The 17,078-nt window shown below is 59.2% G+C and carries 13 protein-coding genes; 9 read left to right on the forward strand and 4 right to left on the reverse strand.

Going from position 1 to position 17,078, the window contains the following annotated elements; genetic code table 11:
- Positions 1 to 136 precede the first annotated feature (136 nt).
- The 6 genes from bamA to lpxB are packed head-to-tail and all read left to right on the forward strand — an operon-like array spanning position 137 to position 6,927.
- Entirely contained in the window at positions 137 to 2,470 is a 2,334-nt protein-coding gene (bamA, locus tag PH547_RS00910; protein ID WP_104822984.1) for an outer membrane protein assembly factor BamA, read from the forward strand.
- Between the two features lie 50 nt (positions 2,471 to 2,520).
- Positions 2,521 to 3,588 carry a UDP-3-O-(3-hydroxymyristoyl)glucosamine N-acyltransferase gene (gene lpxD, locus PH547_RS00915; RefSeq protein ID WP_285167253.1) on the forward strand — a complete coding sequence of 356 codons (1,068 nt, stop codon included), beginning with the start codon at positions 2,521 to 2,523 and terminating at the stop codon, positions 3,586 to 3,588.
- Positions 3,581 to 4,054 (forward strand): 3-hydroxyacyl-ACP dehydratase FabZ, encoded by a 474-nt coding sequence (fabZ, locus tag PH547_RS00920; RefSeq protein ID WP_028755031.1) that lies wholly within the window; start codon positions 3,581 to 3,583, stop codon positions 4,052 to 4,054. The genes lpxD and fabZ overlap by 8 nt, the downstream gene beginning before the upstream one ends.
- Complete coding sequence (lpxA, locus tag PH547_RS00925; protein WP_104822986.1) at positions 4,051 to 4,866, forward strand: acyl-ACP--UDP-N-acetylglucosamine O-acyltransferase; 816 nt, start codon at positions 4,051 to 4,053, stop codon at positions 4,864 to 4,866. The genes fabZ and lpxA overlap by 4 nt, the downstream gene beginning before the upstream one ends.
- A gap of 1 nt (position 4,867) precedes the next feature.
- Positions 4,868 to 5,749: an LpxI family protein gene (locus PH547_RS00930; RefSeq protein ID WP_283050276.1), complete on the forward strand. Its 882-nt coding sequence runs from the start codon at positions 4,868 to 4,870 to the stop codon at positions 5,747 to 5,749.
- Entirely contained in the window at positions 5,746 to 6,927 is a 1,182-nt protein-coding gene (gene lpxB, locus PH547_RS00935) for a lipid-A-disaccharide synthase (RefSeq protein ID WP_285167258.1), read from the forward strand. The genes PH547_RS00930 and lpxB overlap by 4 nt, the downstream gene beginning before the upstream one ends.
- Before the next feature lie 31 nt (positions 6,928 to 6,958).
- Here lpxB and gltA read toward each other — a convergent pair whose 3' ends face one another.
- Positions 6,959 to 8,248, reverse strand: coding sequence for a citrate synthase (gene gltA, locus PH547_RS00940; protein WP_104822989.1), 1,290 nt, complete (start codon positions 8,246 to 8,248; stop codon positions 6,959 to 6,961).
- 280 nt (positions 8,249 to 8,528) lie between these two features.
- On the opposite strand from gltA, the gene PH547_RS00945 reads away from it, so the two are divergent.
- Positions 8,529 to 10,988 carry a ComEC/Rec2 family competence protein gene (locus tag PH547_RS00945; protein WP_285167260.1) on the forward strand — a complete coding sequence of 820 codons (2,460 nt, stop codon included), beginning with the start codon at positions 8,529 to 8,531 and terminating at the stop codon, positions 10,986 to 10,988.
- Here the strand turns inward: PH547_RS00945 and lexA are convergent.
- The 3 genes from lexA to PH547_RS00960 all read right to left on the reverse strand — a co-directional run bounded on the left by lexA (position 10,969) and on the right by PH547_RS00960 (position 14,716).
- A complete protein-coding gene (lexA, locus tag PH547_RS00950; protein ID WP_285167262.1) occupies positions 10,969 to 11,691 on the reverse strand; it encodes a transcriptional repressor LexA in 723 nt (240 codons plus the stop codon). The genes PH547_RS00945 and lexA overlap by 20 nt on opposite strands.
- A 393-nt stretch (positions 11,692 to 12,084) precedes the next feature.
- A complete protein-coding gene (locus PH547_RS00955; RefSeq protein ID WP_285167264.1) occupies positions 12,085 to 12,576 on the reverse strand; it encodes a DUF2721 domain-containing protein in 492 nt (163 codons plus the stop codon).
- A gap of 106 nt (positions 12,577 to 12,682) precedes the next feature.
- Complete coding sequence (locus PH547_RS00960) at positions 12,683 to 14,716, reverse strand: mechanosensitive ion channel family protein (protein ID WP_285167266.1); 2,034 nt, start codon at positions 14,714 to 14,716, stop codon at positions 12,683 to 12,685.
- A 538-nt stretch (positions 14,717 to 15,254) separates the two neighbouring features.
- On the opposite strand from PH547_RS00960, the gene PH547_RS00965 reads away from it, so the two are divergent.
- Together PH547_RS00965 and kdsA are read left to right on the forward strand one after the other, a co-directional pair.
- The gene (locus PH547_RS00965) at positions 15,255 to 16,142 is read left to right on the forward strand and encodes a VOC family protein (RefSeq protein WP_285167268.1); all 888 of its coding nucleotides are present in this window, start codon (positions 15,255 to 15,257) and stop codon (positions 16,140 to 16,142) included.
- On the forward strand, positions 16,139 to 16,978 hold the full coding sequence (gene kdsA / locus PH547_RS00970; RefSeq protein ID WP_285167270.1) for a 3-deoxy-8-phosphooctulonate synthase: 840 nt from the start codon (positions 16,139 to 16,141) through the stop codon (positions 16,976 to 16,978). The genes PH547_RS00965 and kdsA overlap by 4 nt, the downstream gene beginning before the upstream one ends.
- Positions 16,979 to 17,078 lie beyond the last annotated feature (100 nt).

Consider the following 17,078-nt stretch of genomic DNA (forward strand, 5'->3'; position numbering starts at 1 on the left):
CCACGGTTTGAAATGAAGTAAACAGAAATTAACTTGCTCCCTTGCTTGTATGTCAAAAGCGGGTAAAACGACACACGTGGCCGGAATCGGGTTCGCTCGGGGCTGGGGACGACTGATAAAAAGGTAAGAAGTGAAAATGAAGGCTGGTTCAAGATTATTGAACGCAGTGTCGGCGGTAGCGCTGTCTGCAGGTGTTGTTGCGTCGGGCGCTGGTGTTATCACCCTTGCTTCTGCCTCAGTCGCAGAAGCCGCTGTCATACAGCGGGTCGATGTCAGGGGAGCTGGACGCGTTGGTGCAGAGGCTGTTCGCGACAATATCACGATCAAGCCCGGCAAGAGCTTTTCGCCAGCCGACATCGACAATTCGGTAAAGCAACTTTATGCCACCGGATACTTCTCCGATGTAAACATGACTGTCTCTGGCAGCACGCTGGTCATTGCCGTCAAGGAAAACCAGTTGATCAATGCCGTGGTTTTCAACGGCAACCATAAGATCAAGGACGACAAGCTCCAGGGCATCGTTCAGACCCATGCCGCCGGTCCTTACAGCGAAACCCAGGTCCAGGCCGACATCAAGACCATCAAGGACGCTTACGCCGCAATTGGCCGTAATGAAGTCCAGGTGACGACGCAGACCGTTCCGGTCGCTGAGGGCCGCATCAACGTGGCCTTCGTCATCAACGAAGGTGACCGCACCAAGATCGACAAGATCAATTTCTCGGGCAACCAGGCTTACAGCAGCGGCCGTCTTGCTTCGGTGATCAGCACCAAGAAGTCGAACTTCCTGTCGTTCCTGACCCGCAAGGACGTTTATAGCGCCGAGCGCCAGCAGGCGGACCAGGATGCGCTGCGTCAGTTCTACTACAATCACGGTTATGCCGACTTCCGCATCGTCAGTGCCGATGCGACGCTGAACGAGCAGAACAACGAATACACGCTGAACTTCAACGTCGATGAAGGTCCGCGCTACACCTATGGCGACATCAACGTGGTGTCGACGGTCGAGGGCATCAATGCGGACGACCTGAAGAGCCTGGTCATCACCCACAAGGGCGATGTCTACAGCGCCAAGGATATCCAGACCTCGATCGAGAACATTTCCAAGCGCGTTGCTGCGGCCGGCTATCCGTTCGCCCGCATCACGCCGCGCGGCAATCGTGACCTCACCGGCCACACGATCGGTATTGAATATCTGGTCGATCAGGGCGAACGCGCCTATGTCGAGCGCATCGAAATCCGCGGCAACACCCGCACGCGCGATTACGTCATTCGCCGTGAGTTCGATCTCAATGAAGGCGATGCCTTCAACCAGGAAATGATCACCCGCGCCAAGCGTCGTCTCGACGCCCTCGGCTACTTCACCAAGGTTGACATTAGCACGGCCCAGGGCAGCGCTCCGGATCGCGTCGTCGTGATCGTCAACGTCGAAGACCAGCCGACCGGTTCGTTTGGTATCGGTGCTGGTTACGCCGTCGGCAACAACGGCGGTCTGCTGCTCGAAGCTTCGGTCGAAGAAAAGAACTTCCTCGGCCGTGGCCAGTACATCCGTATCGCCGCAGGTGCCGGCACGGAAGGCAACCGTACCTATAACATCTCGTTCACCGAGCCCTATTTCCTCGGCTATCGTCTGGCTGCCGGCTTTGACATCTTCAGGAACCAGACCTCGAGCGACGATTTCTACGATTATTCGGAAGAAGGCTTCTCGCTGCGCGTCACCGCGCCGATCACCGAGAACCTGGCGACGACCCTGCGCTACAACTACAAGCGTCTTCAGTATGATGGCACCGACGATTGGGAGAACAATCTGTCGGCTCCGTATCTGAATCTCGTGAACAACAGCCCGTGGGTGCAGTCGACGATTTCGCAGACCTTTACCTACAACACGCTCGACGATCAGAACCTGCCGCGCGAAGGTATCATCGCCAAATTCACGCATGAATATGCGGGTCTGGGCGGCGACTCCGACTTCTACAAGCTGAGCGGCAAGGCGCGTTACTACAAGATGATCAGCGACGAAGCGGACATCATCGGCTCGCTGACGGTTGGCGCCGGTTATGTCATGCCGACAGGCGATCACCTGAACGTCTTCGATCAGTTCACGCTCGGTGGCCGTGAAATCCGCGGCTTCGAGAATGCCGGTATCGGTCCGCGTTCGTCGCATGGCGATGCGCTGGGCGGCACGACCTACTTCACGGCTTCCGCTGAAGCAAGCATGCCTATGCCGGGCGTTCCGCAGGATATCGGTCTGCGCGTCGCAGCCTTTGCCGATGCGGGTACGCTCTACGGCAACAAGGCTGACCTCTTCGGTGACGTACTGCACAACGACAGCTCGATCCGTGCTTCGTTGGGTGCGGGCCTGATCTGGTCGTCGCCCTTCGGCGTCATCCGAGTTGACTATGCCGTGCCGGTTCTCAAGGAAGACTACGACAAGACTGAGAATTTCCGGTTTGGCATCGCCAACCAGTTCTGATATCGGCAGCCCAGAACTGCGGGCTTAACACCGTTCTGGAGCTGGTGCTTATGGAACATATCGATTTTTTCCCGCCCCATGATGGCGTCAGCCTCCGTGCGCTGGCCGAGCATCTTGGGGCGGAACTTGCTGACGAGGCCTTTGCCGGCGTCGTCATCAAGTCCATCGCTCCCGTCTACCGGGCGGGCGAAGGCGACGTTTGCTACATTCTCTCCCGGAAGAATCGTGCGGAACTGGAGACCTGTCGGGCTTCGGCGATCATTTGCTTGCCGGCGCTGAAGTCTTTCGTTCCCGCGCATATCCCGGTTCTCCTTTCCAGAAAGCCGCACACGGATTTCGCGCTGGCGGGCGCTCTGCTGCATCCGCAAGCCATGCGTCCGGTTGCACTGACCTCTGCGCCAACGCTGATTTCGCCGGCGGCCTTCATCGATCCGACCGCCAAGCTTGAGGCTGACGTCGGCGTTGAGCCGTGCGCGGTTATCGGACCGGGTGCTGAGATCGGGGAGGGTACGCGCATCGGAGCCGGCGCGATGATCGGGCCGGGTGTCAAGATCGGGCGCAATTGCACGATCGGCGGCGGCGCCAGCGTGCTTTGCTCCTACCTCGGTAATGGCGTCATCATTCACAATGGCGCGCGTATCGGCCAGGATGGTTTTGGATATGCGCCAAGCCCGCGTGGTATGGTGAAGATCGTGCAGATCGGCCGTGTCATCATTCAGGACAATGTCGAGATCGGCGCCAATACCACGATCGATCGCGGCACCATGGATGACACTGTCATCGGCGAGGGCACCAAGATCGACAATCAGGTGCAGATCGGACATAACGTCCGCATCGGCCGCCACTGCGCGATCGTCAGCCAGGTCGGCATTGCCGGCAGCACGGTGATCGGCGACGGTGTGCAGATCGGTGGTCAGGCGGGCTTGAACGGCCATATTCATATCGGCGACGGTGTTCAGATCGGTGCCAAAAGCGGCGTGATGAACAGCATTCCGGCGGGCGAGCGCTATGCGGGCCTTCCGGCACGGCCATTGTGGGATTTTCTAAGAGAGTCGGCGGAGATCGCAAAACGGTCAGGAGCCAGAGAAAAGAAGGACGGGAGTGCGGAGCATGACTGAAGAAGCCAAGACGTCGCTGTCGTCGGCAGACGTCATCGAGATCATGAAGCTTTTGCCGCATCGCTATCCCTTCCTGATGGTCGACAAGATCATCGAGATCGATAGCGATAATTCCGCGATCGGCATCAAGAACGTCACCGCAAACGAACCGCAGTTTACCGGCCACTTCCCGGGATCGCCAATCATGCCGGGCGTTCTGCTCATCGAAGGTATGGCGCAGACGGCAGGCGCGATCTGCGCCCGCAAGGACGGAATCGGCGGCAATCTCGTCTACTTCATGACGATCGACAATGCCCGCTTCCGCAAGCCGGTCGTACCTGGCGATCGTGTTGAATTCCACGTTGTCAAGCTGAAGCAGCGCGGTACGATCTGGAAGTTCCATTGCGACGCCAAGGTCGATGGCTCGCTGGTTGCCGAGGCCGATATCGGCGCGATGATCGTACGGAAGGACCAAGAGCAGGCATGAGCAGTATTGCAAAAAGCGCGCGCATTCATAAGCTCGCGGTCGTTGAGGATGGAGCGGTCATCGGCGAGAATGTCGTCGTCGGCCCGTTCTGCCATGTCGGCCCCAAGGTCGTGTTGCATGATGCTGTTCAGCTCTTGACGCATGTGGTTGTGACCGGCCGGACGACGATCGGCAAGGGCACGAAGATATTCCCGATGGCGGTCGTCGGTGGCGATCCGCAAAGCGTGCATCACGGCGGCGAAGAGACGACGCTGGACGTCGGCGAGAATTGCACGATCCGCGAAGGCGTGACGATCAATACCGGTACCGCCGACTACGGCGGCAAGACCATCATCGGCAACAACAACCTGTTCCTTGCCAATTCCCACGTCGCCCATGATTGCCGCGTCGGCAACAACGTCATCATGTCGAACAATGTCATGCTGGCCGGGCATGTCACCGTCGAAGACCGCGCCATCCTCGGCGGCGGCTGCGCGGTGCATCAATTCACCCGCATCGGCCGTCAAGCCTTCATCGGCGGTCTTTCGGCCGCCAGCTATGACGTCATTCCCTATGGCATGCTGAACGGAAATCCAGGCGTACTCTCGGGTCTCAATATTGTCGGCATGACGCGCGCCGGAATTGAGCGTTCGGTCATCCATACGGTTCGCCGCGCCTATAAGAGCATTTTCGAAGGCGAGGGCTCGATCCGCGACAATGCGGCGGCGATCCGCGAAGAATATGCCGATTGTAAGGAAGTGATCGAGATCCTCGATTTCATCGCCGCCGAAAGCGATCGCGCATTGTCGTCGCCCAATCGCGGTAAGGGCTGAGGTGGCCGCGAGCGGTCAAAACCATGCGGGCAGGCTGGCGATCATCGCAGGCAGCGGCTTTTTGCCGGCCTATGTTGCCGATGCCGCCCGGCAGGCAGGCGAAAATCCCGTTATCATTGCGCTGACGGATGAGGCGGATCGCGACTGGTCCGCTTTCGATCATGCCAATCTCGGCGTCGGCAATTTTGCCGGCCTGGAGGCCATGTTTCGCCGCTATGGAGTCGACCGGGTCGTCATGTCCGGCGCTGTCGCGCGTCGTCCGCCCTGGCGCGATGTGCGTCCGACTTGGCGCGTGATCAAGGAATTGCCGTCGACCATCCGCACCCTTCTTTCCGGCGGCGACAATGCTGTGCTGCAGATGGTTATCCGTTTGATCGAGGCCGGCGGTGTCCGCGTCGTCGGCGCGCATGAGATCGCGCCGGATCTGCTGGCGACCACCGGGCCGCTCGGCCGTTTCTCGCCATCGGAAGAGGATCTGCGCGATATCGCGCAGGGAGCGAAGGCAGCCATTGCCCTTGGATTGCTGGATGTCGGGCAGGGTGCCGTCAGCGTCGGCGGCCGTGTCGTGGCGCTGGAGGGCGCCGAGGGCACAGACAAGATGATCGAGCGCGTCGCCGGTTTGCGGGCCGAAGGGCGCATATCGGCGCGTCGCCGGGGCGTATTGGTGAAGCTCTGCAAGCCGCAGCAGGATGTGCGCGCCGACCTTCCGTCGATCGGGGTTTCGACCGTGTTCAACGCAAAGAAGGCCGGCCTTGCCGGCGTCGCCGTCGAGGCGGGCAGGGCGCTGGTGCTGGAGCGCGAAGCGGTCATTGCGGCTGCCGACGAAGCTGGGCTTTTCGTCTGCGGCATCGATCGCGGCCTTAGCGCGGAGGGTTTTATGTGAGCGATGCGCCGTTAAAGCTTGCTGTCGTAGCCGGCGAGGTCTCCGGCGATCTGCTCGGCGGCGATCTCGTCGCGGCATTGAAGCAACGTTACGATGGCGCCGTCGAACTGATCGGCGTTGGTGGCGATGCCCTGGAAGCGCAGGGTCTGCGTTCGCTTTTCGATTATTCCGAACTGTCGATTATGGGTTTTGCGCAGGTCATCAAGCGACTGCCGAAACTGCTTGCCCGCATCCGCCAGACGGCGGACGCCATCATCGCAGCCAAGCCGGACGTGCTCCTGATCATCGATAGCCCGGATTTCACCCATCGCGTTGCCAAGAAGGTGCGCGCGGCGCTGCCGGACTTGCCGGTCGTCGACTATGTCTGCCCGAGCGTGTGGGCGTGGAAAGAATATCGCGCGCAGAAAATGCTCGCCTATGTCGATCATGTCCTCGCCATCCTGCCGTTCGAGCCGGCAGCGATGCAGCGCTTGGCGGGGCCGGCCACGACCTATGTCGGCCATCGGCTGACGGTGGATTCGAGCTTGGTCGAAACCCGCCGCCGGCGTGCGCTTCGCCCTCTCGGCGCGCCTGACGGAGAGAAGACGATCCTGTTGCTTCCCGGTTCGCGTTCCTCGGAAATCCGCCAGCTTCTGCCGGTTTTCGAGCAGGCGGTGACGGAGCTTAGCCGGCGAAACGATCGCGTTCGTTACGTGTTGCCGACCGTTCCGCGACAAGAGGCATTGGTGCGCTCCCTCCTTGAAAACTGGCGCGTCAAGCCGGATGTCTTTGTCGGCCAGGATGCCAAATGGAACGCTTTCGCGGAAGCGGATGCGGCGATGGCGGCTTCCGGCACCGTGGTGCTGGAATTGGGCCTTGCGGGCGTTCCCGTCGTCTCGGCCTACAAGACGGAGTGGCTTGCCCGATTCGTACTCTCGCGCATCAAGACCTGGACAGCAGCTCTGCCGAACCTGATTGCCGATTATGCCGTCGTGCCCGAGCTGATTAATGACGTGCTGCGTCCCGGTCTGCTGGCGCGCTATATGGAGCGGCTATCGAGCGATACGCCCGAGCGTGCAGCCATGCTTCAGGGTTACGATCTGGTCTGGCAGCGGATGCAGACCGAGGAGCCGCCCGGCGAAAAGGCGGCGGCGATCGTTCTCGATGTCCTGTCCAAGAAAAAACCCGGCCATTTCTGACCGGGTTTTTTTGTTGTCTCGCTTCTTCGGCTTAACGCTTGGAAACCGGAACGTATTCGCGCTGCGGTTCGCCGGTATAGAGCTGGCGCGGGCGGCCGATACGCTGTTCCGGATCTTCGATCATCTCGTTCCACTGGGCGATCCAGCCGACGGTGCGGGCAAGCGCAAACAGCACCGTGAACATGGTCGTGGGGAAGCCGAGAGCCTTCAGCGTGATGCCGGAGTAGAAGTCGACATTCGGGTAAAGCTTCTTCTCGATGAAATAGTCATCGGTCAGCGCGATACGCTCCAGTTCGATCGCGATGTCGAGCAGCGGATCGTCCTTGATGCCGAGTTCGCCGAGAACCTCGTGCGCCGTCTTCTGCATGATCTTGGCGCGCGGATCGTAGTTCTTGTAGACGCGATGACCGAAGCCCATCAGCCGGAACGGATCGTTCTTGTCCTTGGCGCGGGCGATATATTCCGGAATGCGGTCAACCGTGCCGATTTCCGTCAGCATGTTGAGCGCCGCTTCGTTGGCGCCGCCGTGAGCGGGACCCCAGAGGCAGGCGATGCCGGCGGCGACGCAAGCAAAGGGGTTGGCACCGGAAGAGCCCGCGAGGCGAACCGTCGATGTCGACGCATTCTGCTCGTGATCGGCGTGCAGGATGAAGATGCGGTCCATGGCGCGGGCAAGCACCGGGTTGACCACATATTCTTCGCAGGGCACGGCAAAGCACATGCGCAGGAAGTTCGACGCATAATCGAGGTCGTTCTTCGGGTAAACGAAGGGCTGGCCGATATGGTACTTGTAAGCCATGGCGGCAAGCGTCGGCATCTTGGCGATCATGCGCAGGCTTGCGACCATGCGCTGGTGCGGATCGGTGATGTCGGTGGAGTCGTGATAGAAGGCCGACAGAGCGCCGACGCAGCCGCACATGACGGCCATCGGATGCGCATCGCGACGGAAGCCGGTGAAGAAGCGAGACATCTGTTCATGCACCATGGTGTGGTGCACGACCCGGTAATCGAAGTCCTTCTTCTGGGCTGCGGTCGGCAATTCGCCGTAGAGCAGCAGGTAACAGACTTCGAGGAAGTCGCCGTGTTCGGCAAGCTGTTCGATCGGATAACCGCGATGCAGCAGAACGCCTTCGTCGCCATCAATAAAGGTGATGCTGGATTCGCACGACGCAGTCGAAGTGAAGCCAGGATCGTAGGTGAAAGTGGAGGTGTTCTTATAAAGGGCACCAATATCAATGACACTTGGGCCGATGGTTCCGGACTTAACCGGCAAATCCACCGTCTTTTCACCCCAAGTTAGTTTCGCGCTTTGTTCCGTCATGCTGATCCTCCAAGATTTGGCGGGATTGGCGCCTTAAAAAGCGCCAAAGGGTTAAGCGACTAACGATTAGCTATATGATCCAGAGCCTAATGCCAAGTTATCCTTACGCCTATTTGTGCATTGCGGTATCAACTTTTGGGCACTGCGGTAGAAGGGACCATTTTGCGCAAGCGTGAATTAGCGTCATTTGTCGGCGATGACGCCGATTTCAGTTGAAATCACTGGCCGGTGACGGCAAAACTCTCGCTATAGCTGTAGTTTTGCGTGGGCGCTGGAGTATATGCCTAATTTAGAGGCACCGGATCCGCAGGTGGATAGTCGGGAATTGGCTGCGGTTGCCGTGCGCGAGGAGGGCGTGGGCGCCGTTATTTCTCGTGCCAAAGCGTCGCGGCCGGAGCGGACACAGGACCATGCCGCGCTTATTGCCCGCCTTCGCCTCGCGGCGGGCAGCATCCGACCCGGCATTTACCATTTAGCCGAAGAAGAGGCGGCGCACGGTCGCGCGATGCTATTTGCGCCGGTCTACATCGGCGCCGGCGCGATCGTCTGGTTCTCGGTCGGAGCCGATCCGCCGCCGCAAGCTGTTTTTGCGGCCCTCCTTATCTTCGCTGTCGCATTCTTCCGCCAGCAGCACGCGGGGCGAGTGCTACGGCACATATTGTTTGCCGGCATGCTGATGTGCTCCGGCATGGCTCTGGCGCAATGCGAAACCTGGCGCGCATCGACGGTGATGCTCGACTCTGCGGTGACGACCACCATCACCGGGCGGATCGAACGGCGTGAAGCCGACGACAAGGGCCATTGGCGCTATGTCGTCGCCCTGGAGGCAACGGAAAAACCGACCATTCGCAGGCCGCCGGCGCAGATCACCATTTTCGTGCGCAAACAGCTCCAGCCCTTCGAACTCGGCGACCGCATTCAGGGTAGAGCGCGGTTGACGCCGCCGGCCGGACCTGCCTTGCCCGGCCTCAACGATTTCGCCTTCAGCGCCTATTTCGATGGCACCGGCGCGAATGGCTTTGCCTATGGAACGCCGACACTATTGTCACCGACTAGTGATGTAGTTCAGGGATCGGTCCTCGACAAGGCGGATATCTGGCTTGCCGGTTTGCGCAGCCATATCGGCGATAGAATCAGGACGCTTTTGCCCGGAGACACCGGCGCCTTTGCGGCTTCGCTTGTCACCGATGAGAGACGAGCGATCTCAGACGACACGACCGAAGCGCTGCGGACCTCGGGTCTTGCGCATATCATCGCCATCTCCGGCCTAAACATGGCGCTCTCCGCGGGCATCTTTTATGTCGGTTTACGCTATGCCCTCAGTCTGTTTTTCGGCGTGGCACAGGCTTGGCCAACGAAGAAGATTGCGGCCTTCGGCGCGCTGGTCACAGTGACGGCTTATTACCTCATTTCCGGCTTCGGGGTATCCGCGGAGCGTGCCTTCATCATGATGGCGATCATGCTGATCGCCGTGCTCTTCGACCGGCCATCCATCAGCCTGCGCAACGTGGCGCTATCGGCGATAGTCATTCTCATACTGTCGCCTTCGCAGGCGCTCGGACCAAGTTTTCAGATGTCTTACGCCGCGACCCTGGCGTTGGTGTCCGGCTATTCGCTCTGGGCGAGGAGGCCGCATCGGGAGAGCGTTCTCTCCCGGTTCCGGGTCATGCGTCCGCTGCTCTTCGTTTCCCGTTTCTTCGGAAGCATATTGTCGACCTCTTTTATAGGCGGCGCATCGACGGCAATCTTCTCGATAGAACATTTTCACCGGTTGGCGACATATGGCCTCGTTGCCAATCTGGCGGCTATGCCGGTCGTCTCCTTTGTCGTCATGCCGTTTGGCATGGCGGCGACGCTACTGATGCCATTTGGCGTTGATGCCCCTTTCTGGCAGATAACCGGCTGGGGACTTGATGTCGTCATCGTCATTGCCAAAACGGTTGCCGCCTGGGGCGGTAATATTCCCTTCGGCCGGCTGCCGGTCTGGCTGTTCCCGACGGTCATAGCCGGCTTCTTGCTGATGACCTTGCTGAGAACATGGCTGCGACATGCAGGTGCGCTCTTGATCACCGGTTCGGTCGCAGTCGTGGCGCTCGGCCCCGGTGTCCTGAAGCCTGATCTCATGATCTCCGAGGACGGCACGCTGGTCGCCTTGTTGCGCAACGGTGCGCTGACGACAAACCGCGAAAAACCGCCGGATTTCATCTTCGAGCAGTGGCAAAGAGCATTGGCGATCACCGAGCAGCAACCGCCAACGATGCTTCCGCCGGATAGTCAGCTCCCCAAAATCAGCAAATCAGACAAGCATCGTCGCCTGAATTCCGAAGAACAGAGCACCGTTCGAAAGGCGATGGATGCGGCATTAGACGCGGCCGGGCCGGGCGGTTTCGCCTGCCAAAAAGGTGCATGGTGCGTGGCAATGCTGGATAATGGCGACATGCTTGTCACCATTGAAGATGCCGCCTATCTCGCTCCGGCCTGCGACACGGCCAATATCGTCATCACCTCCGTACGGCTGCGTCTTGATCGCTGCCGCTCTGGCGCCACGCTCTTCACAGGTGCAACATTGCGCCGCACAGGGTCCATCGAAATGAGCCTTAGCACCGATAAACCGATAATGACGGCAGCGTTTGAAAACCTTTCGCGGCCATGGAGCCTGCATCGCTCCTACGACTGGCGAACAGACACTTTTGGCGCGCCGCTCAAGCCGGCGTCACCGGTCAGTGATAGCGGCGAATGAGACCGACGAGCTTGCCTTGTACCTTCACTCGATCCGGCCCGAAGATGCGGGTTTCGTAAGCAGGGTTTGCCGCTTCAAGCGCGATCGAGGCTCCCTTGCGGCGGAAGCGCTTCAATGTCGCCTCTTCATCATCGACGAGAGCGACGACGATGTCGCCGGGATTGGCGGTCGTGGCGTTGCGGATGATGACGGTATCGCCATCAAAGATGCCGGCATCGATCATCGAGTCGCCCTTGACCTCCAGCGCATAATGCTCGCCGGAGCCGAGCATGTCGGCGGGAACGGTGATGTCGTGAGTATTGTTCTGGATGGCCGAGATCGGAACGCCGGCGGCAATGCGGCCCATGACGGGTACCGAAACCGAACTGTTGTTGTCCTCACTCACCGGCTTTGCGGGTGCGGGCGGCGGCACAAGTTGCGGCTTGCCAAGGCTACCCTCGATGACGCTTGGCGAAAAGCCGCGGCGAGGCTGCAGGCTCGGGCTATAGGCCTCCGGCAGCTTGATGACCTCCAGCGCTCGGGCTCGGTTCGGCAGGCGACGGATGAAGCCGCGCTCTTCCAAAGCCGTGATGAGACGGTGAATACCGGATTTGGACGCAAGGTCCAGCGCATCCTTCATCTCGTCGAAAGATGGCGGAACACCGGACTCCTTCATTCGTTCGTGAATGAAGAGAAGCAGTTCCTGCTGCTTGCGCGTCAACATCGTTTTGAACCTCGGGACTGAGAAGGTGTCGTGAAACAAATCCAGAACGGACACTATATGTTCCATATGTGTTCCGCAAGCCCTTAAATTTCGGTGAACATTTTGTAGGTGCATCAAATAAATGGGGAACATAACAGGTCCCGGGCAGATGATTTTTTCCCGGCACCTTCAAACTAAATAGCAGAAATATATGCGGAATCGGGCGAAGCAAAATTTCGGACGATCCCAAAACTGATTATCTCCAAGGCGGCGAAAAGCCATGTTCTTCGTTCTATAAGCTCTTTGGAGGACGACACTCTCCGAACCATGGAGAGCAAGCTATGGATCTGACTGGGAATCCGGATTTCTGAGGGGCCGGGATTGGTGCCATCCGTAGTAATATTCGACGGGATATCAATAGGTTGAACTTTTCCTCGAACTCCCGTGCCGGTGCTCGAGCAAGGTACGGTCGTTGGCGATCTGCCTTAGCATGCTGCGCCCGGCCAGAATCATCTCGACGAGAAAGGCCACAAAGGCGCCCATGAGTGCGAAGACGGCAAGCCCAAAGAGCCAGAGCAGCAATTGCTCGCGAAACTGCTGGCGAATCGCACCGCCCATGAGGCCGAGCGTCGCAAGGCATGTGAACACGCCCGATGTCGTGCCGAGCAGAACTGCGATCTCCAGCGCCAATGTTCGCCGCCGCAGATAGTAGAGCTGCAGCAACCGTGTTTCATCCGGGTCCTCAGAGGTCACCCGTTCGAAAAGGCTGTTGACCCGGTCGGAGACGCGGGCGAGCCTGGCCGAAAAGACATTGAGGCACCCGGCAGTGCCCGCCAGCAGAAAGACCGCTGTCAGCGCTATCTGAATAACGTGCGCGGCAATAGACGTCAGATGGTCGTTCAGCACATTGGATCTCCTTTCTGTCCAACGTCATCCGGTATCCGCCCCAGAGGTGTCGCCTTGCCAAAGAAGCGCGCGGAGATGAGGCTGGTTACTGATCTCGCGCGAACGTTCAGGTCGGCGGCGCTGCCGATTGCGTCATTTGCTCAGCGATCTTCTTTCTCTGCAGTGTCATGGCTGCGATCGCGGCATCGGATTTTTCCTCGCCACCCACCTGCACTGTCGGCTGAGCGAAGTCGATGCCGTTTTCCATGAATGCGTCGCGGATCATGGTATAGGCCTGGCGCCGTATGTAGGTTTGCCGACCGGGGAGGGCGGTAAAGGCAAAACTCAGTTCGATACCGAAGTCGCCAATTTGCTCCACCCCCTTCATTTTCAGGGTTTCAAGAATCTGCGGTCCGATTTCCGGATCTTCTTTCAACTGCTCTCCGATTTGCTTGACGATCCTTTTCGCCTTGGTGACGTCGGTATTGAACGGAACCCGTAGCAGGAATTTATCGATCGCCCAGTCGCGGCTCATGTTCTGAACGGCGCCGAGTTCGCCGAAGGGAACTGTGAACACCGGACCATGATGATGTCGAAGCCTGACGGAACGCAGGCTGAAAGATTCCACGGTTCCCTTGTAGCTGCCGCTTTGAACGTATTCGCCGACGCGGAAGGCATCGTCCATCAGGTAGAAAATGCCGCTGACGATATCCTTGACGAGCGTTTGCGAGCCGAAGCCGATCGCCACGCCGAATATGCCGGCCCCCGCAATCAACGGCCCGATCTGCACGCCCATTTCGGACAGCACGGTGAGGACGGCGGCTGCGATAACGATGGCTGCCAGCGCGTTGCGGAAGATCGGCAACAGGGTGCGAAGGCGGCCCGCGCGCGCGGCTTCCGCCGATGGCGAGGAGGCACTGCTGTCGGCGGCGCTCAATTTCTCGTCAATGAATGCCCTCGACAATTGCCAGCAGAGATCGGCCAAAATCAGAACGACGACGCTCTTCAGCGCACCGCGAACAGCGGCGTCGATCGCCGGATTTTCTCGTGCGAGGATGTTGGGATCATAGTGCCAGACGACGGTAATCCAGGCGACCGCGGCTACGATGACGAGCGCGCGCGCACCGCGGACGGCCAGCACCATGCGCGCACTGTTCTTGTTGTCACTAGGCCAGCGTCCCTTTGCGAATGCTTCGGCCGTCCGTCCGACGGCAGTCAATAGCCCCGGAAGAACAACGACATAGATGCCAAGCCAGAAAAGGCCGACGAAGTTGGCCACCCAAAGAAGCCAGAGGCAGGCAACGTAGAGTGAATAAAGGATGTTCATAAGCGTTAACTGTCGGGCAGCGGTTTCCTTGGCCGGTCGCCGCCACACGGCTTCGAGCGTGATCAGCAATAGGAGAATGGAGAACCCGTGGGAGACGACGGTGCCGACATCTCCGTCGATGGAGAGCGGTCTGGTCAGCGACGTCGTGGCGCCGGCTATCGCCAAAACGGCAATGAAGAGACAAGCCCTGCGATAGCCGAAGGCCGACAGAGAGCCCGCGTCCATCGATAGTCTGCAGACGGCAAATGCGAGGCGAGCGGCAATGAATGCCGTCAGATAAAACAGGATCACCACATGCAGTAGCGGCGGCCAGTCTATGGCTAGGAAAATGGCGGAGCTGACGAGGGTGAAAGTGATCCACGGTCCTAATTCTCCGATCGTATGTGCGACAAGAGGATTTGGAAACTGGGCTTTCAGGACGGTTTTCTTGAAAAACCATTCCGCAGCGAGACCGACGCAGACCAATGCGGCGAACATGACGACGGCAGGCGCAAAGCCGTTGTTCCTTGCCTGCTCACGCACCCTACTCGCTGCAGCGGCGAGCTGCCCCGGTACATTGGGAATCGCCGACCGCAGCGCCTTATATCGGGCGCGAGCGCGGGCCTCTCCGGTTTCGACCAGCGTCGCCGTCGCCGAAGGTGCCGGCTGTTGCTCGGCTGCTTGCCGCTTTTCCAGCCATTGGCGCAGCTCCGGATCATTCATCAGACGCAGCAATTCCGATAGCTTTGCAGGCGGTGCTGTGGGGGCCGTTTCGGGGGTCTGCGCGTGGCACAGTTGCGGCGCAATAGCCGTGAAAACAAGGATAAGTGCAACGGCGACCAAGCCGCTGGGCATAAGGGAAATCAAGCGGGCGACAGAATTCGTGAACCTTCGGACGTGCCCCACCAAGGCCAGACAAAGAGAAGCCGTCAAATGTAAGACCGGGCGTATGGGCGCCCCCTCGACGAGCATCAAGCGCATGTCTCCCCCAAGCACCCGACAATCAGATTGAGTACTGCTGCAAAGATAGAAGTAACGACAGGCCGCTCTTCTGCCTTTCCGAGATCGGATGGTGAATTGCGTTGCCGTTGGACAATCCGAACTGAAGAATGCGCGTCTTCGTCTTGCTGCCGGGAAACGGACCTTTCGGCGCTATCCTCACCCGTATCACTTACCTGTTGCCGCGCTACAGATCATTTATTGCAGTATGATGCGGATATTGCTCGAATTATTGCCCTCTCACAAGGGAGAGTTTGGTGCCAGCACATATATAATTCGGCTAGTTCGCGTGCGGATTTTTGCGGGAGCGCTCTTCTGTCGTCTGCTCCGACGCTTTGATCTTGAATTGAGCGGCAGATGGGCGCAAACCTGCCGACGAATGAAGGGGGAGACCATGACCTCATCGCCGCATCCGCTGGATCATCTCGTTCTGCCGACGGTCAATATCGCCTTGGCGCGGGAGCGGCTGGGCAAGCTTGGTTTCACCGTAGCGTCCGATGCCCGACATCCCTTCGGCACGGAGAATGCCTGCGTTTTCTTTGCTGACAGGACCTATCTGGAGCCCTTGGGTGTTGCATCGCAGGAGCAGTGCGAGGCGAGCGTGGGGGAGGGCAATGTTTTCGTCGCCCGCGACCAAGCCTACCGTTTTCGCATCGGCGATGAGGGGTTTTCGGCCGTCGTTTTCGGCACGGACGATGCGGTCGCCGATGACGAACGATTCCGGGTCAACACCATATCAGCCGGAAACATGCTGGATTTTGCCCGGCCGATGCGTATGCCGGATGGCTCGGAGGTGACGGCAGGTTTCCGTCTTGCTTTCGCAGCCGATTTGCGTTCGCCGGATTTCTTCACCTTCTGCTGCCAGCGCATCAATCCATTGCCGGCCGATCGCGGCGCCCTGGAGCGGCATGCCAATGGCGTGACCGGCATAGCAAGGGTTGCCGTCTCGGCGCCGAAGCCGGCTGCGTACCGTGGCTTTTTCGAGCAGGTCGTCGATAGGCCAAAGATATCGGATCATTCCTTCGGCCTGACGATCCACGCGGCCAATACCGGGATCGAGGTTCTGACCCCAGAAGGCATGGAAGCCTTCTACGATCTATCCTTGTCGGGGGACGATCCCGGCCTTCGCGCACGGGCAATCCTTTTCAAGACGCGCGATCTTTCCGTGACATCGTCGCATTTGGCTGCTAACGGCGTCACATATACGCGTAAGAACAATCGTATTTTGGCAAAGCCCGCCCCCGGACAGGGCGCGTTGTTCGCCTTCGAGGAGATAGCATGAGCACCAATTCCGAAGTGATCGTCGGCGAGGGCGCATCCAAGGTTCTGTTTTCCAATAGCGCCAAGCTGTCGCTGATCGCCGGCCCCTGCCAGATGGAAAGCCGCGATCATGCCTTCATGATCGCCGGCGTGTTGAAGGAACTCTGCGATAAGCTCGGTATCGGTCTTGTCTACAAGTCGTCCTTCGACAAGGCGAACCGCACGTCGCTCTCTGGCAAGCGCGGCATCGGGCTGGAAAAGGCATTGGAGGTCTTTGCCGATCTCAAGAAGGAATATGGCTTTCCAGTCTTGACCGACATCCATACGGAAGAACAGTGCGCCATTGTCGCCAAGACGGTCGATATTCTGCAAATCCCGGCCTTTCTGTCGCGCCAGACCGATCTTCTCGTCGCAGCCGCCAAGACCGGCCGCGTCGTCAACGTCAAGAAGGGTCAGTTCCTCGCGCCCTGGGACATGAAGAACGTGCTCGCCAAGCTGAATGAGAGCGGCAATCCCAATGTGCTTCTGTGCGAGCGCGGCGCGTCTTTCGGTTACAATACGCTCGTTTCCGACATGCGCTCGCTGCCGATCATGGCGGCGATGGGCGCGCCGGTGATTTTCGATGCGACGCATTCGGTGCAGCAGCCGGGCGGACAGGGTGGTTCGACGGGCGGCGACCGCCGATTCGTCGAAACCCTGGCGCGCGCAGCGGTCGCTGTCGGCGTCGCCGGCCTCTTCGTCGAGACGCATGAGGATCCGGACAATGCCCCTTCGGACGGTCCGAACATGGTGTATCTGAAGGACATGCCGCGGCTTCTGGAAAAGCTGCTTGCCTTCGACGCGATCGCCAAGGCCTGAAAAATGGGAGGCGTTCAACAGGCTGACATGAACTTGCGCTATGCGGCCTGTAGGCGCTTCAATCGAGGATGCGGGGCGGCATTGTAATTTCCGCATCTTC

Source organism: Rhizobium cerradonense, from assembly GCF_030182455.1.
Taxonomy (GTDB): Bacteria; Pseudomonadota; Alphaproteobacteria; order Rhizobiales; family Rhizobiaceae; genus Rhizobium.